Genomic DNA, 24,035 nt, shown 5'->3' with positions numbered 1-24,035 from the left:
GAGGAAGATTATGCTTTCAACTGAAACAAAGGTGTTTTCTGAAGTCACTACGCTGTTAGATTGCTACCTCTGCGTTCGCAACGATACCACAGATATTTGTCAGCCATTGACGATAGAAGATCATGCCGTACAACCCAGCGCAGAGGTGAGCCCACCTAAATGGCATCTAGGTCATACGACTTGGTTTTTTGAAGAACTCATTCTAGTTCGTTTTATGCCAGAGTATGAACGTTGGAATGAGCAATATCGTGTGCTGTTTAACTCCTACTATAAGTCGGCGGGTGAACACTGGATACAGGGCGAGCGCGGTAATCTATCAAGGCCTACGGTGGATGAGGTGTTGGCGTACCGTAGTTACGTCGATCATCATATGCGCCTGTTTCTATCGAGTGAATGCCTGCAAGGTAAAGAGAGTGATGCTGAAATGGCATCAGAAGTCGCTGAGATACTTGAGATAGGTTTGCACCATGAGCAGCAACATCAAGAACTGCTCTATATGGATATTAAGTACATTCTTGGCGTGAATCCTATCACAGTGACCTACGATGATACTCAACTACTCAAAGCGGTTCCTGCAACGGGTGAACTCTGGACAGATTTTGATGAGGGAGTATATCAGTTAGGCCACAGTGGCAGTGGCTTTGCTTATGATAATGAATCTCCGCGGCACAAAACCTATATCTATCCTTTCGCTATGGCCAAGCACACTGTCTCTAATGGTGAATATCTCGAATTTATTGAAGCTCAAGGTTATCGTATCGCCAAATATTGGCTAAGTCAGGGCTGGGATTGGGTCACTGAAAACCGGATAAAACATCCGCTGTACTGGCTACAGGAAGATGGCGTTTGGTATGAGTTCACACTAAATGGTAAACATGCGTTAGACCTTAACGCCCCTGTCACACATATCAGTTACTTTGAAGCTGATGCTTTTGCCAGTTGGAAGGGGTGCCGTTTGCCTACAGAACAGGAGTTTGAGATCTACCTGCAACAAAGTACGGCTGAGTACGGTCTTACAAAGACAGCTTGTCATCCTAACGATACAAGTGCTGATGTGGGGCAGGTGTGGTGTTGGACCCGTAGTCAATATTCAGCTTATCCCGGCTTTAAGCCCTATCAAGGTGTGCTAGCGGAGTACAACGGCAAATTTATGTGTAATCAGTTTGTGTTAAAGGGCGGTTGTGTCGCAACGCCACCAGGACACTACCGCCACACTTACCGCAACTTTTACCAACCTCACCAGAGGTGGATGTTTTCTGGGATCCGATTGAGTAAGGATATTGAATGGAGATAACAAAGCTAATTGATGAAGGCTTGTTCGATGAAGAGGCGCAAAAAGAGCAGTTTGCCATTGATGTACTGACGGGCTTATGTGCCAAACCTAAAAAGCTCTCAGCCAAATATTTTTATGATGATGCCGGTAGTGAGATTTTTCAGCAGATCACCCAACATGTCGATTATTACCCAACGCGTACAGAGTTTGAAATTCTTGATGCGATAAAAAACGATATCCCTAAGGTGATTGGCGAAGAGGAGATTGACATCATAGAGTTGGGGGCGGGTGATTGTCATAAGAGCAAGCTTATTCTCGATGGCTTTCTCAATGCTGGGTGTAAAGTTAACTTCTACCCGATAGATATCTCTGAACAAGCGATGATCTTGTTGCAGGATAATATCGCATCACACCCGAATTTGACCGTACACGGCGTGGTTGCAGAATACTTTGATGGTTTACGTCTGGTACGGAAAAAGTCGAGTAACAAACAGCTAGTGCTCTTTTTAGGCTCAAACATAGGCAATTTTGACCGAGTGCAAAACCAAGGTTTTTTAAGACGGCTTTGGATGAGTCTCAACGCTGGTGATTTTGCATTACTTGGTTTCGATCTGAAAAAAGATGTCGGCGTGTTGACCGCCGCCTATAACGACTCAAGTGAGCTAACCAAGGCATTTAACCTTAACTTACTCACACGCATCAATAGAGAGTTAGGTGGCAATTTTGATATTGAAAAGTTTCAGCACTTTGGGGTCTACAGCCCGATTTTAGGGGCCATGGAGAGCTATGTGCTGGCCACTGAAACGCAGGATGTCTATATCTCAGAGCTTAAACGTTCTTTTCATTTTGAAGCTTTTGAGCCAATACACCTTGAGTTTTCCTTTAAGTTTTTAAAGAGTGATATTGAGTACATCTGCCAGAAGAGTGGTTTTACGCCCCTTGAACACTTTACCGATCCTAAGGAATATTTTATGGATTCACTCTGGCAGGTGAAGAAATAGGCCTAAGATGTTACTCAGTGTTGCACCAAATTTCATTTAATTAACCATTTATCTGCAAGGAGTTGATATGTCAAAGCACTTTGATCTTATCTGGATTGGTACAGGCCAAGCCACCATGAGTATTGTTCCTCGACTATTGGCCGCAGGTAAGAAAGTTGCCGTGATAGAGTCCGGTAATTTTGGTGGAACTTGTGTTAATACTGGCTGTACGCCAACTAAAACCTTAGTTGCCGCAGCAAGGGCTATTTTTCAGGCGGGCCGAGGGGATAATTTTGGTTTCAGCGTCGATAATTTACAGATAGATTTTGAGAAGATCATGGCGCCGCAAAAGCGTAATCGAGGCAATGCGACCTCAGGTATTGAGCAGTTTCTGACAAATCATCAACACTGCACAGTGTTTAAAGGGCGCGCTGAATTTGTTGACGATAAAAGCGTTAAAGTTAATGAAGATACCATAAGTGCTGAACATATCGTTATCCACGTGGGAGCCCGTCCTGTTGAGCCAGAGCTTCCAGGTATTGACATCATTGAGTGGCTCGATAATGAGAAGTTACTTAACCTAAGTGAGCTGCCTCATCATCTTGCTATCGTTGGTGGCGGTTATATCGGGCTGGAATTTTCACAGATTTTTCGTCGATTTGGCAGTAAGGTCACTATTTTTGAACGTGGCACCGCCCTGCTAGCAAGAGAAGATGATGATATTGGTGAGATCGCCGAAGATATTTTAGTCTCCGAAGGTGTTGAGATTATCTACAACAGTCAAATAGAGTCGGTCTCAAAAGGTGAAGGCGTAGATAAAATCAATATTCACTACACACAGGCTGGCGAGCCGAAAACCTTAGCCGCTTCGCATACCCTGTTTGCCATTGGCCGTGTACCGAACAGTGACAGTCTAAATTTAGCTGCGGCTGGGATAGACACCGATAATCGCGGATTTATAAAGGTCAATCAAACGGTTCAAACCAATCATCCCCATATCTACGGGGTGGGCGATGTCAATGGGAAAGGCGCATTTACCCATACCTCGGTCAATGATGGTGAGATATTTTGGGATCACTATAGCCGTTTAATGGGCCTGAATGATGAGGCGCCTGAATTGGATCGTACACTTTCAATGCGTGATACCACTTACTCTATGTTTATCGACCCACCGCTGGCGCGAGTTGGGATTAGTGAAAAAGAGGCGCGTCAATCTTCACGGTCTGTACTGATGGCAACACTGCCAATGAGTCGAATCTCTCGGGCCAAAGAGAAGCAGGAAACCAAAGGTGTGGTGAAAATCTTTGTTGATGCAGAGAGTGAGGAGATTTTAGGGGCAACTGTATTTGGTACTGGCGGTGATGAGATCATTGGTGTCTTTGCTCCCTTTATGCAGAGTAAGGCCTCCTATAAAACCTTTCGCCGAGCGGTATTCCCACACCCAACGGTTGGAGAGTTGCTCCCTTGGGCATTAGATGATTTAACCCAACTAAAATGACGGGTTATTAAACTGTGAGGATAAACTCATGAAGGCAAGCTGGAACGGCGCTGTGATAGCGCGATCTGATAAGACGATAGTGGTTGAGGGGAATCATTATTTCCCTCCTGATTCTATTAACAGTGACTATTTTACGCCAAGTGATTTTACAAGCCACTGCCCATGGAAAGGCCACGCACAATACTATTCAGTGGTTGTCGATGGTAAAATTAATCAAGCTGCAGCTTGGTGTTATCCCGAAACATTAGATGCAGCAAAAGAGATAGAAAACTACATCGCTTTTTGGCGTGGTGTTGATGTAGAAGCATCTTGAAGTTCCCCTATGTCAAGATAGGTGTTTAGCAGTTAATCTCAAATCAAAAGAGGTAGATGATGAAGAGTTATGAGAAATCCGCAGCAGCAGTGGCAGCCCTAACTGAAGAGCAGTATAGAGTGACACAAGAAAATGGCACAGAGCGTCCAGGCACTGGTGAGCTGCTAAATAATAAAGAGCCGGGGATCTATGTGGATCTGGTATCGGGAGAGCCTTTATTTGCCTCATCAGATAAATATGAGTCAGGTTGCGGCTGGCCGAGCTTTACCAAGCCGATTGAGAATAACCATGTTAGTGAACTACGTGATAATACCCATGGTATGACTCGAACTGAGGTTCGTTCAACTCACGGTGACAGCCATTTAGGTCATGTTTTTCCCGATGGCCCAGCCGATCGTGGTGGTTTACGTTACTGCATCAACTCAGCTTCTCTGCGCTTTGTCCATCGTGACGATATGACCGCAGAAGGTTATGGGGATTACCTAGATCAAGTTGAAGAGCGTTAAGTAGATAGTTAAACGACTATACTAATATTAGTCAGCCATCATAGTAGTAAGGGCTTGAAATGAGCATTAGTCAAATTAGCGCTAACATGTTTGATGCTGATCGCACCGTTAAAATTCGCACCTTTTGCAGTTCTGACGATAATAGTCGTAAAACCTTGCCCGGCAGTTTGCAATATATTCATCTCTACTCCTCGAAAGCACGCGCAGAGTTTGCAGCAGCAAACAGTAACGTGAGTGATGGTTTCGATCATGGTTTTGTCTATATCGAGTCGCCGGGTAATGCCTATGTAAAATGGCGTAATATCGCAGGAGAGATCCAGTTCTGTGGTAGTGGCGCCTATGCGCTTGCTTGGCATATGTTAAAGGCTGAGACCGTCACTCAAGTATCGCTGCATACCACTCACCGCACACTAATCGCAGACTCTAGTGGAGACTCAGCCGCTATCTCTACCAACCCCTCTATTGAAGAGCCCAATACCGCGAGTTGTTACTTATCGATCCCAAGTTTTCATCCTGTCGAGGTGACTCATTTCAGCACTAAAGCCATTATAGACGGGCTTGAAGAGGCAGGGCACTTGTATGTCGATTGCACCTCTGGCATCTATCTACTGCAACTTAATGATACTGAAACACTGGCAGACACCACTTGGTTAGGGAGTAAAATTGAGCAGCTTTCCAGCCTCGATATACACGGTTTTTGTGCATTTAATTGGGATAGTGAAACCAGCAGCGGCAAGCTCAGATATTTTGTGCCTTGGCACGGCCGTGATGAAGATTATGTCACAGGCTCAATTCAACAGTACCTAACTTCACTGGTGCATGATAAGTACGGCGCACAGACTCAGCATTGGCAGCAGATGTCATCCTCAAGCGGTAGCTTGTTAAGTGAGTATAGAGACAGTCATATTCGATTAAGCGGGCAGTGTGAACAGTACTGACTGATGGCGTATCTCTACTTTGAATAAGGGCTTTAGAGTTTTAGTTAAGTCACTGTATGTCTAGCCCAAGGTAGAACTGCTAACCGCTCGAACCCGATGGGCTCGCCTGTTTGCTCACATAAGCCATAAGTCCCCACCTTTAACCGAGCCATTGCACGTTCAATCTCACTCAGCTGTTGCCGCTGCGACTCTAACACCGAATGTGCCGCCCTTTGAGCTGCTATCTGGCTTGCCAAGTCGACTGCGTCTAAGTGGGAGCATTTAGACGTTGCCTCTGTCTGCGCCTCTAGCTGATCAATATTACCATTGACCTTCCTAAGTTCATCGTTGAGGAGCTTTTGAAGAAAGGCTAACTGTTCATCCGAAAGCTCTGCGCTAGTGTTAATTGCCATCAATTAACTCCATCTTTTTTCCTGAGATTGATTAATTACCCCGTGAAGAGTAGGTTATACCGACGATAGCATAGATATAAAATATCTTAGATATGGATTGTAATTGATAAGGCGAAAAGGATTTTTATCATGGCAAATAAACTACTTTTGGGACCCATTTTAGGCTTGGAGTCTAACACCCTCTACACCATCATTTTTGTGACAGACAGTAAGATGACAACTCCCGAAGTTAACTCACCAACCGGCACCACACTAGCCGTTAAAATCGGTGAAATGGGCGCCGGTACTGTGTGGCGAGCGGAACTGAATACCCCCCTTGGTAATGCAAGAGATATCACATACTCCATTAAATCAAACGGGCAGAGCGTGAACGATGCACGAGGTGAATCCCAGTGGAGCTTCTATGTACCAGCAGAGCATGAGCCGCCTAAAATTGGCTACGCCTCATGCAATGGCTTCTCCGATTATAAACTCATGGCATCAACCGATAACCCCTATCGTTTGTGGGATGAGATGGCAGAGCAGCATCAAGAAGCGCCATTTTCACTACTCTTGATGGGAGGCGATCAGGTTTATGCTGACTCCATCTGGAGCACTGTGCCAACCTTAAAAGCGTGGAATGAGGGATCCCGTAAACAGAAGATTAAATATACGCCGAGCAAGAGAATGATAGATCAGTTAGAGCGATTTTATGTCGACCTCTACCTCGACCGTTGGAATAAACCTGCCATGGCCAAAATGCTCTCATCTATTCCATCGATAATGATGTGGGATGATCATGACATCATAGATGGTTGGGGCAGTTTCCCTGCCGATATACAGAGATGTGATGTCTACAAAGCGATCTTTACCAGTGCTAAAAAGCTGTTCTCCTTGCTACAGGTAAGAGGTGATTTGAATAAGACACTGCTTTGTGATCAAGCACACAGCACGCACTTTAGTAGTTTCGTGAAGTTTAGGCACTTTAATATCCTTACCTTAGATAACCGCTCTGAGCGATCTATCACTGAGGTGATGTGTCATGATCACTGGAAAGATGTACTCACAGCGCTAGATACGCAGTGCACCGATGGTGATCTATTGATCCTAAGCGCTGTACCTGTGGTATATCGTGATTTCTCCTTCGCCGAGAGCGCACTCGATGCGACCCCTTGGGAGGAGGAACTTACGGACGATCTAAAAGATCACTGGCGAGCAAAAGAGCATGAAGGCGAGCGGCTCAAACTAATCATGAGATTGCTCGACAATGCCAACAGGCGTCAAGGCAAAACAGTGATGTTATCCGGTGATGTCCACTTAGGCGGTTTGGGGATCATTCGTGACGAGCGCGGCGGCTCGACAAACAGCATCCATCAGGTGATCTCATCTGGTATCGTGCATCCTGCGCCGACCTACATTCAGTGGCTAGGCATATTAGCCGTGACCAACGATGAGATGGAATACCTTGATGAGACCCGCTTAGTCACAGCCAATATGATAAAACCTCACGGCTCTAACAAATATATCCGTAACCGAAACTTCGTGACCCTGCTCGAAGGCAGTGACAGCAAGCTATGGATTAACTGGATCTGTGAAGGCAAAGATAAACCTTCCTATCCGCTGCAATAACGCGCTGTAAACTAGCAGTCTCAGGAGGCATAGGGTGGTGATGAATAAACTAACGCTTATTTTCAAGCCATCCCTTGGAAATAAGCTTTTAGGCTTTTTTCTACTCGTTTTGATAGCGATAGTCACCCTTGCCACCTTTCAAGACTACCTGCACTCCAAAAGAGGGGGTTATCCCTTCTTCTTTTCTGAGTCTCTACTGTTTAAAACCTTGTGGTTTCTCTTCCCGCCTATTCTTTTACTGATTAAATCTGTGTTTCAACAGCGACGGATAACCACGCCATTTCAAATGGGGTTAGTGGTGTTGGTAGCCACACTTGTTCATTTACTCTTAGTGCCGCTAATCATATGGTGCCTATCTACTATTTTTCGTGAGCAAAGCTATGGTTTTGTCAAAGTACTGACTTTTACATTATCTAACGACCTAGTTAAGATCGTGCTGGTTTATGGTGTGTATCTGTTTTTGCTCAACTATTTAGGGGCTAAAAATAAAAAAACTCAATTAAAAAAGCACAAGATTCCGTCTCAATACCTCAGCGTTAGCAATGGGAAAAATAACACTCGAATTAAACTGAGTGACATCTCTTATATTAAAGCTGCAACGCCCTATATCGCGATTCAAGTAGAGAACAAACAACATCTACATTCTGAAACCTTAAAATCCATAGGAGGTAAGTTAGATCCTCGTTTCGTTAGGGTTCACAAATCAAGTATCGTCAATATAGAACATGTGCTCTCCTATAAATCACGCTTAAATGGTGATTACGATCTGCTACTTGAAGATGGCGCTGAAATCCGCTTAAGCAGAAATTACGTCAATGATTTCAAAAAATGCTTCGAACCCACTCCTCAGCTTACACAATAAACTCATCGTTTCAGATTATTTGGCTTTGACTTCCCCCTAAACAGATCAGACTTTGAACTAAATATTGATGAAACCTTACACCTATAGCTATCTCTTGATCTGAGTCTAGCTGCAGATTGCTAGCAGTCTGCGACACCAATGAGCGCTATGGGCTACATCCTGTTTCAAGGCTATTGAGGAGTGCCAATATGAAATATTCAATAAAACCCATGCAGCTAATGACGTTGGTAAGCTGCTTGATGTTGTTTACGTTAATAGTGAGACAAGGCTGCGCAATTGCTGCTGAAAACATGCAGCAGGGAAAAGTTCAAACGATTCAAATGTCGGTAGAAAGAGCCGCACACCAAGCTACAGGTCTTAAAAACGGTAAGGTATTTGTGTCAGGAGGTTGTGCTCAACGAGGCTGTGAAGGTATTCATCGCTCAACTGAATTATTCGACTCCTCTCACAGGAAGTTCTCACCTGCTGGCGATATGCTTGAACCTAGGGTCAGCCACGCAAGTATCTTACTCAATGACGGTAGAGTGCTTATCGTGGGAGGTTGGACGGGGAAGGGGATAAGCCGAAGTGCAGAGATATATGATGTAAAAACGAATGCATTCACTGCAATAGAAGATATGTCTGTTGCGCGGATCGGCCCAGTTGTTACTCCACTCAAAGATGGCCAAATACTTATCACAGGTGGCGAGCCTAGACCTGGTTTTGGATTAAATAGTAGCGAGCTGTTTGATCCTGTCAGATTAACCTTCTCTCTGTCTGGCAAAATGAACGCGAATCGTGGTGCACATGTCGCCGTCGCCCTTGTTGATGGAAGGGTCTTAGTCACAGGCGGTCACAGTGCAAGGGGGGATATTCTGCGCTCTGCCGAGATATATGATCCTGATACAGGTAAGTTCACTCCCACAGGAGAGATGACAATACCGCGGCACAAACATGGCGGAATACTGCTGGCAGATGGAAGAGTTCTGATTGTGGGTGGTTCAAATAAGCAAGATTTTCGTGGCCGTTATACAAGTAGCGAGCTTTATGATCCTGATACAGGCAAATTTACTTCGGGGCCAACAATGCACTGGCCAAGGTTTAAAATTCGCCATTCACTGGTGTTACTGCCATCAGGAGCCGTACTGGTGGCTGGCGGCGCAGTAAAAAATGAACGGTTTGAACCAGACTCCTTTAAGTTTGTTGAAACTGGTGATGAGTTATCTAAACCACTGATGTTCAATTCAACATCTTTATTGCCATCGGGAGAAGTGCTTGCTGTTGGGGGCTATGATGAACGAATTCAGCCATTAAAGGAAACCTGGTTAATTGAGGAGCGTTAATACTGATCGATAAGAGAAGGGCGCTTATTACTTTCTCTAGCTGTGACTTTAGCCGTGCTCTAGGTAGATTGGATTCTCTAACTAGCTAGAGTGCATTAATAATGTGATTCACTAACCTTTTGGCTAGGGTGTGGCGGCGAGAGGCATCTGGCCAGATGGCGATAAGTGGAAATGACGATAGTTTCCAATTTGGCAAGATATGAACAAGCTTGCCCTCTGCAATCGCTTTTTCACAAAGCGCCACCGGCAAGTTACCTATACCAAGACTATTTTCGGCAGCCGCTTTAGCACCGTAGATGTTATTGGTATTAATCTGACAGATTGTATTATGAACCTCGACCTTTTGCTTGCTACGCGTAAGAGTCAATGTATCCCCAAGGCCGTCCATCGATACATAGGGGAGTTTGGTAAGCTGTAACGGTTCTTGGGGCATCCCGTGGCGACTAATAAAGTTGGGAGAGGCGACCAATATATGTTGGGTTTGAGCTAGCTTTCTGGCAATAAAACTGGAGTCGGGTGGATTGCCTAGCCGAATACATAAATCAAAATTGTCCTCTACTAAGTCAACCAAGGTATCTGAATAGTTCAATGTGATGGAGACATGGGGGTGAAGTTCAATGAAATTTAAGATCGCATTTTCCACTTCTGGCTCAGGGACAAATGCCGGCAGAGATACGTTTAACGCACCTATGGCTTCATCTTGCGCATCCATTATCTGATCAACTGCTTGGGAAGTGCCATCCAACCATTTCTTTGAGGCTTCAAAAAGAATTCGGCCATGTTCTGACAGCGACACCTTACGTGTGGTTCGGTAGATAAGTGTCGTCCCTAGATGTTCTTCTAGTTTAGACACATGGTGACTGACAACAGATGCTTGTACACCGAGTGCATCGGCGGCTTTGTTAAATGCGCCCGCCTCAGCGACAGCGATAAATGTTGCGATACTTTGTAGGTGCTTATACATTATTCTAATTTATCAAACTATTAATTATAAATACACCATATTATCACATCATCACTTGTGGCTTATGATAGTTATCAATATGCAACATGGCCACTAAAGTGATAGTCAACTGATTGAATCTGTATCAGTAATACCAGCGACCAAGTCTGTTAATTGGTTATTTTTCACGCTTGTCACACTTATCTACTAAACCGATGCATCATAAATTTAAAATGGATCAGGAGAAAACCCTATGAAGAAAAGTATCATTGCTGCTGCAAGTGCAGTCATCGCAAGCGCTGCGGTTCTTGCTGACACACCAAAAGGAGTCGCAGTGGCTGAAATGGCATCACTGTTTAAAGATTTCGATAAAGTGCAGGCAGCAGCAACCATGGCGCCAGATCTTATTCAACATAATCAGGCTGTGCCTAATGGTGCAGCTGTACTTATCGATTTGATCCCGACACTGAAAGAGAGTGGAATTAGTGCGACAACACACCGTTTGATCTCTGAAGGTAATATGGTAGTTGCCCATAACGAATACAAAAACGCTAAAGTTTTTGGTGGCGATCATCTTGCTGCATTTGATGTCTTTCGCATTGAAGACGGTAAAGTGGCTGAGCATTGGGATAATCTGACACCAGTAACAGCGCCAAATCCATCGGGTCGCACTCAGTTTGACGGCACCACGGTAGTGACTGATCTCGACAAAACAGCAGAGAATAAAGCTGTGGTGACCAGTTTTGTTTATGACGTTTTGCATGGAAAGGCACCGGATAAAATCACTGATTACGTCTCCACAGAAACATATTTGCAGCACAATAGCGGTGTTGCCGATGGTCTAGATGGCTTAGGCGAAGCAATTAAAGCGATGGCTGATGCGGGTTTATCCATGACTTATAGCGATACTCATATGATTATTGCTGAGGGCAATTTTGTTTTTACGGCCTCTGAAGGTGAGTTTTCTGGCGACCATGTGGCTTTTTATGATCTGTTTCGCGTCGATGGTGGCAAGATTGTTGAGCATTGGGATGTGATACAAACCATCTCTGAAAAATCTGCAAATGACAGCGGTAAATTTTAAATACTTTTTTATATAGCTTTCTGACTGATTTCAACTGACTGTGAGCTGCGATGTTAACGCGTCGCTGCTTTGTTATGGTGCGTATAGCTAGAGGCCACATAAAGTATTTGAAAGGAGAGTTCATGAAACTTAATGACTATGCTGACGATATCCAGTTGTTTAGCGCTTTTTCTAAAGCGGAAAGGGACGTTGTGGATCCACTGCAACAAGCCATTAATGTGATTGCTGCTGATCCTATGTCCGCCTCATTTGTTACGCGTTATCCTGTTCCCCATGCTGTTAAAGAGAAAAGAGGGTGGCTACAAGCTGCATTAACTGTTAGATCTCCCGGTCAACTTCCACCGGAACTTGTCCTCTGTGTGGATAGTATTCTTCAAAAGGAGCAGGTAGAAAAAACAGTTACTGACGCCTCAACTCTAGAGCGTCTAACGGGTGGCTATCCAGCTGCAAGTAAAATTAGCATTTGGAATGGCGATATCACCAGATTAAAAATTGATGCGGTGACGAATGCGGCTAACGCTCAGATGCTAGGATGTTTTCAGCCGTTCCATAGTTGCATCGATAATGCTATTAACTGTGCAGCAGGTCCTCAGCTTCGTGAAGATTGTAACCAACTGATGCAACTACAAGGGAGTGATGAAACAACAGGTTCTGCAAAGATAACCAGAGCTTACAATTTACCGTCCAAGTTTGTTTTACACACCGTAGGGCCAATTATCCAACATGGAGCGGTTCCTTCACCACGCCAAATTGATGAATTAGCCTCTTGTTACGACGCCTGCTTGTCACTTGCCGCTGAAGCGGGGGCACAGTCTGTCGCAGTGTGTGGGATCTCAACCGGTGTATTTGGCTATCCTGCGGAGAAGGCTGCAAATGTTGCATTACAGGCCGTTGCGAATTGGTTTTTGGTAAACCCTGATAAGCTCGATCATCTCGTCTTTAATACCTTCGGCGACAACGCAACTGAGATATACCATAGGGCAATAGGGGAGTGGCAACATGGAGCCATTTGAGCATGCAAGAGAGGCTTTAGCCGATGCAGAGGTAGTTTTTATTGGGGCTGGTGCGGGTCTGTCTGCCTCAGCAGGGCTTGATTACACTGATCAAAAGGCCTTTGCTGAACGTTTTCCTGGGATGTTGCAATATGGCTTTCGTTTTCAATATCAGCTTATGGGTTATCCATTTGATGATGAAGCTTTGAAGTGGGGTTATCTCGCTACTGGCCTTAACCATGTTTATCATTCGCAGCAGACACAGGTTTATCAAGATTTACTCAGCTTAGTCGACGAGCGTGACAGCTTTGTCATCACTTCGAATGTCGATCGTTATTTTCATAAAAATGGGTTTGATACTGCAAATATCTACACACCCCAAGGCGATTATGAACGCTTTCAGTGTATGACGCCTTGCACAGATCTTGTGTGGGATGGTCGTGAGTCAGTTGCATCTATGCTGCCTTATATCAACCCTGAAACCCAGTATGTAGAGAATAGAAGTACATTGCCGGTTTGTCCTAATTGCGGCGGTCCAGTTTTTATGAATGTACGTGGAGGTAGTTGGTTCATTGAGAAGCCATATGAGACTCAAGCAGATGCCATTAGTAACTGGCTCAATGATAATCTCAATCGCAAAATGGCAATTGTGGAGATTGGTGCAGGGTTTAATACGCCAGGTGTTATCCGTTTACCGTTAGAGAACATCGCTAAGCAGTTACCAGATGCAAGGTTAATTCGGATCAGCAAAGAACACGCTGATGGACCAGTAGGAACAATTTCTCTTCAAATGACAGCGGATGAAGCGCTTTCGAAAATGATTTCCGGCTGAGCTTAAACAAATTGGCTATGGTGAGTAAGTTCATTCATGTAGCCGTCGCGAACTAGAGCTGGTAATGACAACAAGTTTATAGAAAACACAAACAGAAGACAGAAGACAATCCAGAAGCTTCAATATTGATTGCCTTACTCACACGAATCTTATTTAACATAATATACATTGTACGCATATCTGTGTGTTTCTATATATGACGAGAGTATGCTGTGTTGCCTATCTCAATTGATTGATTTAAATACTATCACTTAGGTTCTTACACAAGCTTTTATAACTACTTATACATGATCCTCATAAGCACTGTAATCATGCTTACTGCTTTAGCTTGCCGCTCACAATTACTATCTGTGTGACGTCAGTTGATATCAATTCTCTTACTTGGCTTTCATGGCTGCAAACAGATTCTGTTTATCTTTACTCGTTAGAATGAAAGCTTTCTAGCAAATGATAACCGCGCAGTGCCAATAACAGCAGATCGGTTTTGGCAAACCTTGCCTGAATAACCAGACATGTTAGTTAAACGACTTTATCTAGCCTTTACTCAAAATTGATACTGGCTTGCGAGTTTAAAGTAAACATTGAGCGATACGTTCAGCAAATGCGACTTTTCACTCAAAAATATGCGACTCTTATCGTGCGCTACGTGAAATCTGAGCGCCAATACCCCAAGAAGTTTTAAAGCATGCACGTAGCAACGCGTTGAATTAAGGAGGATTATTGGAGTATCTATGTTTTTCCTCTAAACCCTAACTGATTATAGTTAGCCGGTTTATGCCTGGAACATTGCTACTGATAAACATTTCTACTCAAAGTATTGCTGGATATACTGCTAGAACGTCTAGAGCGACTTTAACGGTTTACTCCTTGTTCCTACTTTTTGTTAATGTCGATAACCGCGATATTGCCAAAGCTAACGGGTATTTGCTCATGGACAAGTAAGCTTTCAATTGAGCATAAGTTAGGCTTGCAAAGCACTAAAGCTGATTAACAAGCTCACTAAGAACCAACTAAAATGCTTGTAAGCCACTGAGTATTACCATGGTTAACAACACTGATATGTAATTATCGCTAGTTTCAGATGAGTATGATTAGTACGTTATAACGCTTTCGAATCACTTTAACCCTACATAAATAGCCCTGCATGATAGCCTCATAAGGAGTTAAAAAGAGAGTGATAAAATCTTACCCCAATTGCCGATAATGATACTTATCGGCATTAACCCAACTAAAACTTAGCGGGTTAATTTATGCTAACTATCTGGTTTTAAAATCTATTCATGTCACACGCTTATCAATTTCATGGATGAGGATGAGCTTTATCATTGCCGAGTGCTGACAATGTGAATCGCCATAAGAGTATGGCTGACACAGTAGATCCAAGCTGTTCAAATAGTTCTAACCGTTCTAAATCTATCTTAGTTAATCTGCTTCTGTTTATTGGCTTACCTATCGAGGCTCGATAGCTGAGCTTTGAGGACTCGCCCGTTTCCTCGCTGAATTGACAGTGATCATCTAATAGTGTGTTTGGATAATTAAGTCGCTCATCTCTACAGTGACAAGTCCCCTAACCTCATTTTAATCTCTGACCAGAGCTGGCCAATCGGTGTGACTTGTTTGGAGACTATATTCGTGTGCCCCCTGCGCATCTTCGGAAAATGTAGATCATTGCCGCTAACACCTTGATTATAAAGCGCACCTTGCACGTTGGGATTGGCATCTTTTACAACGTTAACCCGCCCTATCCTATGACACGACGACAAGGTGATTCTTTCGCTCTGATATAGAGCTGGGCTAAAGGTTTACGTGGCCAAGATTGAGTAAATAACAGGCATAAAAAAACCGTACCCGTTAACGGGTACGGTTTGGACTTTTCTTAGAATAGTAGAGTTCAGTTTTAAAGCCTAAGTCTATTTTTATGTCAGTAAGAATTGCTACGGGTTAGATTGCTTTTTTGAGTACTTAGTGTACAAGGTCATTTTTTTAGTTTCTAAAAACTTTAGTATTTGTAGTTTTATATCTGACTTTAATTCTGCAGGTAGTTTTTTTTGTATATTTAAATTCTCTACTTCCATAAGTAATTCACTATCATCATCAAATTCAGGAAAGTGAATTCGAACTAAGCAACTACCTTGATGCTCATTATCATCAAGCTCATATCTTGAAGTAACACTACACAGTTTAATATGCTTTTTAAGTGCATTTTTTTTCAAGTAAACACTTGAATCTAGGTTTTTTCCTTTGAACATAAGGTCATTTACTTTTTTTTCGAAAAGCTCTATCTCTGTAGGGACTACTCCTTTCACATCCTCATCTGGAGACATATGTACTTTTTTCATATCTTTGTAATACAGATATTTTTCATTTGATTTTGCCATTGCGACAAGGAAATCTATTCGATTTTCATTAGTGAAATTTCCGAATAATATTTTTTCAATTGGTTCATTACTTACATAGCCGTTATCTTTCAAATGATTGTGTATACGCCTAGTAACTTTATTGACTAAATTTAAGGTTTCTTTTGAAGAATGCTTTGTTAAAACATTCAAACTCACATTTTTATCATCATCAATTCGAAGCTCTATCGAGCATTGGTGATAAGTAACATCATCACCAAAATTCTTTGTTTTATCATTTCGTTTTAATGTGACTTCAGCTATTAAGTGGTTAGTGTTAGTACCATCCCCTGCAACTGTAAACACTGGCGCATTATCAATAGAAAGAACCCCAAAAGGATCATCTACTAAATTTGAAAAGTCAAAATTGTGAGGAATAGCTTCTATTAGACTATCATCACTTTCCCATTTTAGTTTTCGGCTTTGAACCTTTGGGTTTTCTTCTTTTGTTTGAATGGATTCCTTTAACGATTCAAATTCTTCAGGAGATATTCCGCTTTTAACCAATATTGGTCCCAGTGTTTTTTTCTCATTAGAAGATGAATACACCCCTCTTTTTTTTAATATATCTTTAATGTCAGAAGGTTTTACCATTGAGTTCCCAATGAATTGTCTTAGATAATCACCTGTAGGGATAAAAAATACATTACTCATTAGCTAGACTCCTAAAACTAGGGTTATAATTTGAAACTTTAACATCTAACTCTATATCATGAGCACTAAGCACTTTCCTTGTATCTCCTAAGTTGTCATCGAGAAAATAATCGTGCATTGATATCTCTACATCACTGATGTTATCACTTGTATTATTTCTACAATATGTAACTAGCTTTGAAAAATTATCTTGAGTGAAACTGTCAATGGATGCTAAGAAAAACTTACATGTTTCATGATCACCGATCTTCTTTTTCAAAACAAAAGGTATAAAAGGACTAGTAAGAAATTCAATCTGCATTTGTTTGCTATGCTGGCGAATGTTGATGTCACCAATGTTCATACCTGTTGAAGGGTGGAAAAAGTACCATTCATAATCTGGATAATGACTTTCTATATAATTCAAAACATTTAATATGAATGAAACCTTCCTGTTGTCAATGATATATAGCTCTTTTACATCATCGTAATCATTCATGAATCTCGAGTTTTGTAAATGACTTGTGAAGTCGTAGTGTTCATTGTCTTTACTTGAGATAAAGAAAAGAACAGGTATATCATTTATTGTTCTACATCCTGCATGACTTGATGATATATCACGATAATGTGGTGATCGCTTAAAGCATTGCATAGAATCGACCAGATCACTAATGTACCCTTTAAATTCTTTAGTTGCAGACTTTGGATACTGTCTATCTTTACTATGTTTAACAGAAATTAATAAGTTATTTAAAGTTTCAGATTCTAAAGTTGATTTATACGACACTTGGAAATCGATACCATGCTGATGTTTTTCTCCACCAACAGAGGCTTTTAGTGCATGGTTTTTCTTATTGTAACACGGGTAATATACACCTTTTTGAGGTGATCCCCAGCCAATTTTACTAAAAAAGTTTTCAGCGATGCTTTCACCAATTTCGCCTATACTTTTTGAACGTTCACCAGCCATACCTAACTCCATAAAATATATTTAAAGCACGCTTAAACGTTGATTAAGACATTATGTTAATGTGCAACGAACACCGATCAGTGTTGCCCACCACATCATTTCTAGCCTTATAAAGTGTGTGCAGTCTAACTTGGATAACATGCATCCTACTGTCTAATACACTCTTGCTCAATATCGATATCAAGTAACTGTGCGTAATATCTATGAAATTCAAATTTATTCTATAAAATTTAGGTTGGTTTCTATTCAAGTTACGCTTTTTAATATCCCCCGTAATATCGTTTCTTTCTACATAATCCAGAGGTTTTAACCCTACTAATTCTTCATTTTGGCCACTTAGCAGTTTACCTAACTATTTTCCGTTAATTTTACGGTCATCTATGCGCATTCTTTTTCTGTGTTATTTTCTATTTGGCTTCCTGTTCAACTTTTTGTTAGAGAGTGTGGCGTTACCGATCGCTGTTTTATCAGACTCTGCTGGGCGCTGTGTAAGTGCAAAAATGGGAGATAGGCCACGGGCACGACCTTTCCTTATGAGCTGCCCCCACCAATAAGGCGCTTTACTTGGGATGGTCACATCGGCTGTTTCTTCGGCTTTTTCTTTTGACTACTAGGGCCGCATTACACCAAGGGAATCCGCAGCGAGACCAAAATTCAAACGCCTCTTTACCATCGGAAACAAAACACTCTTAACGCGCCATGGGGATAACGCTTAAACGGTACTTTTATTCGATACCGTGTAAGTGATCTAATGGTTTGTTCTGGGCGCTGTGATGGCGCTCAATTTGTGAAGTATGCAGATATTGTGAGGTGGTATCGATACTCTCATGGCCGGCGTCTGCTTGTACGTGTGACAGTGGCCGCCCATTAATATTGATGTCGTGGGTGATCCCTGTGTGCCTAATATTATGCGCGGTTAACTTTCTCATCTGATACGCATCTTCGAATAATCCATCATTTTCGATGCTTTTAGCTGCATTTTCGATGATCTTATCTATCTCTTCACGAATTTGGCGTATGCCTAGGTTTGCGTTAAGTGTGCCAACTTCCCTGCCCCTACCAGCTGCACGATGGCGTATAAACAGTGGGTGATTTTCGCCAATAACCGGGAAATCTGGAAGCTTCAGAAATCGTCTGTACTCAACTAGCCCTGCTAATAGCCCCTTTGATATTGCGACGGAGCGCTGCTTGCCACCTTTGCTTTGTGGAATATAGAAGCTCCAGATCCCCGTTTGGCTGTTTTGTCTGAACTGCTCCATCACAGGTGTGTAACCCGCCCTTGCACTGACTTCTGAAATTCTCAGGTAGCAGAAATAGATAAGCTTAATTAGAAACAAGCTGCGCTGATGAAGCTCAGGTTGCTCTTTTGCCAGGTGCTCGACGGTTGAGATCACATATGACCATTGCAGCTCAGTAAACGAGAGCATACTGCCCTCTTCATCTTTTATCTGGTACTTCTTCTTTGATGAGAAGCGGCTGTGATTCATCCAAGCTTGTGCTGGATTACGTTCACAAAAGTCCTCGCTCATTAAGTAGCTATAAAAGGAGGAGAGAATCGCGACTTTGGTTTTTAAGGCGTTTTCACTGAGCGTATAGTCCTGCTCTTTGCCCAGCTTCTTTTTACCAACAAAGGGTCGCCAAGCTGGATTCGGCATCCTGTCTCCGCTGGCTTTATCAAGCTTAAACTGGGCGACATTAAAGTAGCCTATTAACGCTTTGGGCGGGTTCTCGCAATAATCAAGATAGCGAGATATCTCTCTCCTCGTGAGCTTTGCTGGTGAAAGTTTGGCGACATCAAAACACCAATGAAAGAAGGTCGTTAATTCACTTCGATAAGCTTTATAGCTATTTTCGTTACTCTTCTGCTCATAAAGGAGTTCAGTTGCATGCTCATAGAGCAGCCCCGCATCATCGACTTGGTTGATACTGATTTGAGTAATGTATTGGTTGATATAGGTATTCCCCTCATGAATATGGATTGAAGATTCAAATAGGGGTAACACTGGGGGCATTAACATAGGCGCTCTATTATAAAGGTAGGAAACACACTTTTGATGCTTCACATCTCTTTGAGAAAATTAACTTATTGATCTTAACGCGTAAATCGTCATATGTCATGAAGTTGTGCGGATTTGATTTATCCTAACGCCCATGGGGATTTTACCGCCTTATTCGTTAAGAATATTCGGCTTATCACGCCGCGAAAATTAAATTATGTTGGTGATTTTGTTACCAGAACTTGTTATTTCGTCAACTTGTTCAATACTTGTATTTGAATCGGGCTGAGTGACAAAGTTGGTCGATTGGCTGCAAGGTGTAGAGCACGGGTTAAGACAACCGACTCTTTTACTGCAACACAATAGACATAGCTGCCATACAGTTTGCTTAGATTCATGATCTAAACACCGAAAATCAGCTGCACATAGCTCACCAGAGTGGATTAATTTGGCGAGTTTATCGGCTGAAATTGACAGATTAACATGGGAAGTGCGCATGGTATTACCTTGTAGAGTAGCGTTAACCAGATATTACACTTAAATGAGAATGGTTATCAACTACGTGTAAACCACTTTGAGCTTGCCGTCTCACTTACTCCTTTTTTTTTTGACTATTTTCCACTGTCCTTGACATTGTTCTACACTCAATGAACAGGGATAAAACTTTTTAACATTGTTGAGGTTGTCTAATGCTGATCGATATAGCAAAGAAGAGCCCACTCTTTTCTGGTAAAAAAAAGGCGCCACAGGCCAATTCCGGGCCTGCATGGAAGATCCTTATCGTTGATGATGAACCTGATGTCCATACTGTCACCAAACTCGCGCTATCAAGATTTAAACTCGATAACCGTACATTGGAATTTATCAATGCATATAGCGGTGAAGAAGCGAAACAGATCTTACTCAAAGAGAAGAATATCGCGATGGCATTCGTTGATGTAGTGATGGAGAGTGATCACGCAGGTTTAGAGCTGGTTAGGTGGATAAGGGAAGATCATGTTAATAAGGCAATCCGCTTAATCTTACGAACTGGCCAACCAGGTCAAGCGCCAGAAGAGGATGTAATTGTTAATTATGATATTAATGATTATAAAGCCAAGGCTGAGCTTGATTCGCGAAAACTCGTTACCAGTGTTTACTCCGCATTAAGATCCTACCGCGATATTATGCAGATAGAGGAAGCTAAAGAGAGCCAGATCAGGCATCGTAAAGGGCTTGAAAGAGTGGTTCAAGCCACCTCAGGTTTGTTCGAGTTGAGAACCCTACATAACTTTGCTGACGGCTTATTAACCCAAGTTGCTACCCTACTTAATTTCGATAGTGAAACCCTTCTTTTCTCCTGCAGCTCTGTCGATGCTATGAGTGAGCAGGTCAGCGCAAATAAACTTAGAGTTCTCGCAGGAACTGGCCAATATTCAAGCCATCATGACAAAGAGATCCCCGAGAATATTAAAGAGAAGCTGCTGCAGGCGTTGAAAGAGAAAAACTGTATCTATGAGAAAGACTGCTTCGTTGGCTATTTCCCCGCTAAGAGTGGCTGGGTGAACCTTATGTATATGGGTGGGATCAATAGTATTGATGATCTCGATAAGAAACTGATTGATATCTTTGCCATCAATGTCGGCGTTGCATTTGAAAACCTGCTGCTCAATAAGGAGTTAGAAGATACTCAGTCGGAGCTTATTCTGCGACTGGGGGATGTGGTAGAGAGTCGCTCTAAAGAGGCGGCAAACCATGTTAAACGTATGGCTGCTTACTGCTTTAAGCTTGCGCTCATTGCTGGTCTTGATGTACAGGATGCCGAGTTGATTAAGCACGCATCTCCCATGCATGACATCGGTAAGATTGCTACACCAGATTCGATTTTGTTAAAGCCTGGGAAGTTAGATGCTGCCGAATGGAGCGTTATGCGCCAGCACCCTCAAGTTGGTCATGATATTTTAGCGAGATCTGAACGGCCTATCTTAAAGGCTGCAAGCATCATCTCACTTCAGCATCACGAGAAGTTTGATGGCTCGGGCTACCCTTCGGGTTTAAAGGGAGAGGATATACACATTTTTGCGAGAATTGTCGCCATTGCCGATGTATTTGATGCGCTTTCACATGCACGCTGCTATAAGCCGGCATGGCCATTAGAGGAGGTGATGAAAGCGATGAAAGAGGGCTCTGGTAGCCACTTCGACCCTGTGTTGTTGGATCTGTTTATTGAAAATATTGAGGTCTTTAACATGTTAAAAGAGAAGTTACACGATTAATTATTACTGCTTTCTCTAGAGAGTGAGTCAATTCCCCTCCTCGGCTCACTCTCTAACTTTACTCTTTCGTCATTACGTCTCTTTAGACTTGGTTATCTGCTAAAAAGTCAAAGATGGCTACTTTTGCCTCTCCTTTTAGCGTAAAACTAACAAACGCTCGCCAAACCATATAATCACTACTACAAGAACCGTATATTAGCTCCCCTTTATATATGTTTTCACCAGCTTTGTTCATATTTACAGGGATAACCCCCATAAACATATCCCTCCCCTCTATTTTAACCTTAAGATCATCAATCTCCTTAGAGCTGATAATACTGATATTCAGTGGCTTTTCACTTGGGGTATCAAAGGGAGTGATTAAGAGTTGTAAGTTGATGTCGGCAACATTTTTGTCACAATAACCCAAATGGAATTGGCAAAGTGTATCATCCTGTACAAAGCCGCTTGTTTCAGGAGACTTTTCTTTAGAGCAACCCATGAGACTTAAGATGATAAGTAGTGGAAAGTAGAGCCTTAATTGAGACAAAAACTTAACAGGTAGCACAAATATTAACCTTTAGTGGTAAAGTCTTTACATTCTATGTAGTAGCTTGATCTAGATCAACTTTTAACACACCTCAATTCCTATCTTTTTTGACATAGCTCAAGTATCATTGCTTTACCTTGCAAATATCACAAAATTGCAGGGCAACACATTGACATGCCCCCATGTGTTCCGTAGGGAATGCATAGTTATGTCATTTTTCACGGGTAAAGTTTTAGTTTACTCACTATAAGTATAAGTAATAAGCAGTGGAAGCAATAAAATGAACCATTCCCAGCCTCAAGGCGCTGATTACAATTACACCGTTGTTCGCCAATTTGCACTCACGACCGTTTTGTGGGGAATTATTGGTATGTCAGTCGGTGTATTGATCGCGGCTCAGTTAATCTGGCCACAACTAAACTTCGATACTCCATGGTTAACTTACAGTCGTCTTAGACCTCTGCATACAAATGCCGTGATTTTCGCGTTTGGTACTTCAGCACTTTTCGCAACATCCTACTACATCGTTCAACGTACCTGTCAAACCAAGTTATTTGCACCTAAAATAGCCGCATTTACCTTCTGGGGTTGGCAAGCCATCATTCTGTCTGCAGTGATCACTCTGCCTCTTGGTATTACAAGTGGTAAAGAATACGCTGAGCTAGAGTGGCCAATTGATATCGCAATTACCTTAGTTTGGGTATGTTACGCTGTAGTCTTCTTCGGCACGATAATCAAGCGTACTACATCCCATATTTATGTAGCGAATTGGTTCTTTGGTGCCTTCATTATCACTGTTGCTGTATTGCACATAGTTAACTCTATGGCTGTACCTGTTAGCCTATGGAAGTCTTACTCTCTATATGCTGGTGCAGTTGATGCTATGGTGCAGTGGTGGTACGGACATAACGCTGTAGGCTTCCTGCTTACTGCTGGTTTCTTAGGTATGATGTACTACTTTGTTCCTAAGCAAGCGGGCCGTCCTGTTTACTCTTACCGTCTCTCTATTGTTCACTTCTGGGCATTGATTGCTTTGTATATTTGGGCTGGTCCTCACCACCTTCACTACACAGCACTTCCAGATTGGACCCAGTCACTTGGTATGGTGATGTCTCTAATCCTATTCGCTCCTTCTTGGGGTGGTATGATTAACGGTATCATGACCCTTTCTGGTGCTTGGCATAAACTAAGAACTGACCCTGTATTACGTTTCCTTGTTGTTTCATTGTCTTTCTACGGTATGTCTACCTTCGAAGGCCCAATGATGGCAATCAAGACAGTAAACGCACTATCTCACTATACTGATTGGACGGTTGGTCACGTTCACTCTGGTGCGCTAGGTTGGGTTGCTATGGTGTCTATTGGTTCTCTTTACCACCTTATCCCGGTTCTATATGGACACGGTCGTATGTACAGCTCAAATTTGGTTAATGTCCATTTCTGGCTGGCAACTATCGGTACTGTTCTATATATCGTTTCTATGTGGATCTCTGGTGTGATGCAAGGTCTGATGTGGCGTGCAGTTAACTCTGACGGTACATTGACTTATAGCTTTGTTGAGAGTATCGAAGCTTCATACCCATTCTACTTTGTACGATTCCTTGGTGGCTGCTTCTTCGTAACCGGTATGTTGATCATGGCATATAACGTGTTCAAGACAGTTAAAGCACCTAAAGAGTCTTTGCCTGCATTAGCAGAAGCATAAGGGGTAG

Annotated in this window: 21 protein-coding genes; 14 read left to right on the top strand and 7 right to left on the bottom strand. The window is 42.5% G+C overall.

Features of this window, described 5'->3' with window-relative positions:
- The first annotated feature begins 10 nt into the window (after window positions 1-10).
- From egtB to SWOO_RS12490, 6 genes are all read left to right on the top strand, one after another.
- Window positions 11-1,294, top strand: coding sequence for an ergothioneine biosynthesis protein EgtB (egtB, locus tag SWOO_RS12515; protein ID WP_012325065.1), 1,284 nt, complete (start codon window positions 11-13; stop codon window positions 1,292-1,294).
- Complete coding sequence (locus SWOO_RS12510) at window positions 1,285-2,274, top strand: L-histidine N(alpha)-methyltransferase (RefSeq protein WP_012325064.1); 990 nt, start codon at window positions 1,285-1,287, stop codon at window positions 2,272-2,274. The genes egtB and SWOO_RS12510 overlap by 10 nt, the downstream gene beginning before the upstream one ends.
- 67 nt (window positions 2,275-2,341) lie before the next feature.
- Window positions 2,342-3,751: a mercuric reductase gene (locus SWOO_RS12505; RefSeq protein WP_012325063.1), complete on the top strand. Its 1,410-nt coding sequence runs from the start codon at window positions 2,342-2,344 to the stop codon at window positions 3,749-3,751.
- A gap of 28 nt (window positions 3,752-3,779) precedes the next feature.
- Entirely contained in the window at window positions 3,780-4,064 is a 285-nt protein-coding gene (locus tag SWOO_RS12500; protein WP_012325062.1) for a DUF427 domain-containing protein, read from the top strand.
- Between the two features lie 59 nt (window positions 4,065-4,123).
- Window positions 4,124-4,570 carry a peptide-methionine (R)-S-oxide reductase MsrB gene (msrB, locus tag SWOO_RS12495; protein ID WP_012325061.1) on the top strand — a complete coding sequence of 149 codons (447 nt, stop codon included), beginning with the start codon at window positions 4,124-4,126 and terminating at the stop codon, window positions 4,568-4,570.
- A 59-nt stretch (window positions 4,571-4,629) separates the two neighbouring features.
- Window positions 4,630-5,508: a PhzF family phenazine biosynthesis protein gene (locus SWOO_RS12490; protein WP_012325060.1), complete on the top strand. Its 879-nt coding sequence runs from the start codon at window positions 4,630-4,632 to the stop codon at window positions 5,506-5,508.
- Between the two features lie 44 nt (window positions 5,509-5,552).
- Here SWOO_RS12490 and SWOO_RS12485 read toward each other — a convergent pair whose 3' ends face one another.
- A complete protein-coding gene (locus SWOO_RS12485; RefSeq protein ID WP_012325059.1) occupies window positions 5,553-5,900 on the bottom strand; it encodes a TraR/DksA family transcriptional regulator in 348 nt (115 codons plus the stop codon).
- A gap of 129 nt (window positions 5,901-6,029) precedes the next feature.
- Here SWOO_RS12485 and SWOO_RS12480 point away from each other — a divergent pair, with 129 nt between their 5' ends.
- The 3 genes from SWOO_RS12480 (at window position 6,030) to SWOO_RS12470 (ending at window position 9,692) form a co-directional block, all read left to right on the top strand.
- A complete protein-coding gene (locus SWOO_RS12480) occupies window positions 6,030-7,508 on the top strand; it encodes an alkaline phosphatase D family protein (RefSeq protein WP_012325058.1) in 1,479 nt (492 codons plus the stop codon).
- 40 nt (window positions 7,509-7,548) lie between these two features.
- Entirely contained in the window at window positions 7,549-8,370 is an 822-nt protein-coding gene (locus tag SWOO_RS12475) for a LytR/AlgR family response regulator transcription factor (protein WP_012325057.1), read from the top strand.
- A gap of 188 nt (window positions 8,371-8,558) precedes the next feature.
- The gene (locus tag SWOO_RS12470; protein ID WP_012325056.1) at window positions 8,559-9,692 is read left to right on the top strand and encodes a Kelch repeat-containing protein; all 1,134 of its coding nucleotides are present in this window, start codon (window positions 8,559-8,561) and stop codon (window positions 9,690-9,692) included.
- Window positions 9,693-9,777: 85 nt separating this feature from the next.
- Here SWOO_RS12470 and SWOO_RS12465 read toward each other — a convergent pair whose 3' ends face one another.
- Window positions 9,778-10,656 (bottom strand): LysR family transcriptional regulator, encoded by an 879-nt coding sequence (locus SWOO_RS12465; RefSeq protein WP_012325055.1) that lies wholly within the window; start codon window positions 10,654-10,656, stop codon window positions 9,778-9,780.
- A gap of 232 nt (window positions 10,657-10,888) precedes the next feature.
- On the opposite strand from SWOO_RS12465, the gene SWOO_RS12460 reads away from it, so the two are divergent.
- The 3 genes from SWOO_RS12460 to SWOO_RS12450 all read left to right on the top strand — a co-directional run bounded on the left by SWOO_RS12460 (window position 10,889) and on the right by SWOO_RS12450 (window position 13,543).
- Window positions 10,889-11,719, top strand: coding sequence for a nuclear transport factor 2 family protein (locus SWOO_RS12460; RefSeq protein WP_012325054.1), 831 nt, complete (start codon window positions 10,889-10,891; stop codon window positions 11,717-11,719).
- A 122-nt stretch (window positions 11,720-11,841) separates the two neighbouring features.
- Complete coding sequence (locus SWOO_RS12455) at window positions 11,842-12,732, top strand: protein-ADP-ribose hydrolase (RefSeq protein ID WP_012325053.1); 891 nt, start codon at window positions 11,842-11,844, stop codon at window positions 12,730-12,732.
- Window positions 12,719-13,543, top strand: coding sequence for an SIR2 family NAD-dependent protein deacylase (locus tag SWOO_RS12450; RefSeq protein WP_012325052.1), 825 nt, complete (start codon window positions 12,719-12,721; stop codon window positions 13,541-13,543). The genes SWOO_RS12455 and SWOO_RS12450 overlap by 14 nt, the downstream gene beginning before the upstream one ends.
- A 1,934-nt stretch (window positions 13,544-15,477) precedes the next feature.
- On the opposite strand, the gene gapS4b is transcribed toward SWOO_RS12450, so the two are convergent.
- The 4 genes from gapS4b to SWOO_RS26510 form a co-directional block, all read right to left on the bottom strand.
- Window positions 15,478-16,593, bottom strand: coding sequence for a GapS4b family protein (gene gapS4b / locus SWOO_RS12445; RefSeq protein ID WP_041417630.1), 1,116 nt, complete (start codon window positions 16,591-16,593; stop codon window positions 15,478-15,480).
- The gene (gene gapS4a / locus SWOO_RS12440; RefSeq protein WP_012325050.1) at window positions 16,586-17,542 is read right to left on the bottom strand and encodes a GapS4a family protein; all 957 of its coding nucleotides are present in this window, start codon (window positions 17,540-17,542) and stop codon (window positions 16,586-16,588) included. Before gapS4a ends, gapS4b begins: the two co-directional genes overlap by 8 nt.
- Before the next feature lie 725 nt (window positions 17,543-18,267).
- Complete coding sequence (locus SWOO_RS12435; protein ID WP_012325049.1) at window positions 18,268-19,560, bottom strand: tyrosine-type recombinase/integrase; 1,293 nt, start codon at window positions 19,558-19,560, stop codon at window positions 18,268-18,270.
- Window positions 19,561-19,784: 224 nt separating this feature from the next.
- On the bottom strand, window positions 19,785-19,937 hold the full coding sequence (locus SWOO_RS26510) for a hypothetical protein (protein WP_157581890.1): 153 nt from the start codon (window positions 19,935-19,937) through the stop codon (window positions 19,785-19,787).
- A 291-nt stretch (window positions 19,938-20,228) separates the two neighbouring features.
- Here SWOO_RS26510 and SWOO_RS12430 point away from each other — a divergent pair, with 291 nt between their 5' ends.
- On the top strand, window positions 20,229-21,794 hold the full coding sequence (locus SWOO_RS12430; RefSeq protein WP_012325047.1) for a response regulator: 1,566 nt from the start codon (window positions 20,229-20,231) through the stop codon (window positions 21,792-21,794).
- 82 nt (window positions 21,795-21,876) lie between these two features.
- Here SWOO_RS12430 and SWOO_RS12425 read toward each other — a convergent pair whose 3' ends face one another.
- A complete protein-coding gene (locus tag SWOO_RS12425; protein ID WP_012325046.1) occupies window positions 21,877-22,341 on the bottom strand; it encodes a hypothetical protein in 465 nt (154 codons plus the stop codon).
- A gap of 262 nt (window positions 22,342-22,603) precedes the next feature.
- On the opposite strand from SWOO_RS12425, the gene ccoN reads away from it, so the two are divergent.
- Window positions 22,604-24,028: a cytochrome-c oxidase, cbb3-type subunit I gene (gene ccoN, locus SWOO_RS12420; RefSeq protein ID WP_012325045.1), complete on the top strand. Its 1,425-nt coding sequence runs from the start codon at window positions 22,604-22,606 to the stop codon at window positions 24,026-24,028.
- The last annotated feature ends 7 nt before the right edge of the window (window positions 24,029-24,035 follow it).

Origin of the sequence: Shewanella woodyi ATCC 51908 (genome assembly GCF_000019525.1) — a bacterium.
Lineage (GTDB): Bacteria > Pseudomonadota > Gammaproteobacteria > Enterobacterales > Shewanellaceae > Shewanella > Shewanella woodyi.
This window is presented reverse-complemented; position numbering and strand designations above follow the sequence as displayed.